This is a genomic window from Clostridium sp. CMCC3677, from assembly GCF_023845585.1.
GTDB classification, from domain to species: Bacteria; Bacillota; Clostridia; order Clostridiales; family Clostridiaceae; genus Clostridium; species Clostridium aquiflavi.
In genome coordinates this window covers 1-233 of record NZ_JAMQHS010000097.1, presented here as the reverse complement: position 1 = coordinate 233, position 233 = coordinate 1, and the positions used below count along the sequence as shown (strand labels likewise).

At 28.8% G+C, this 233-nt stretch carries 1 pseudogene; it reads left to right on the top strand.

The features are described from left to right. Positions 1-233, top strand: a pseudogene (locus NG901_RS16860) (alpha-amylase); the annotation flags it as partial.

Here is a 233-nt window from a genome sequence, read left to right as displayed (position 1 = left end):
TGGAGCAACATCAATAAGATTAGATGCTATAGGATTCTTATGGAAAAAATCAGGCACAAGTTGTATGCATTTACCTGAAACTCATAAGATTATAGAAATATGGAGATTATTATTAAATTACTTCAAGAAAAATACTCAAATAATCACAGAAACTAATGTGCCACATGTTGAAAATGTAAGTTACTTTGGGAATAAAAACAATGAAGCTCACATGGTTTATCAATTTACATTAC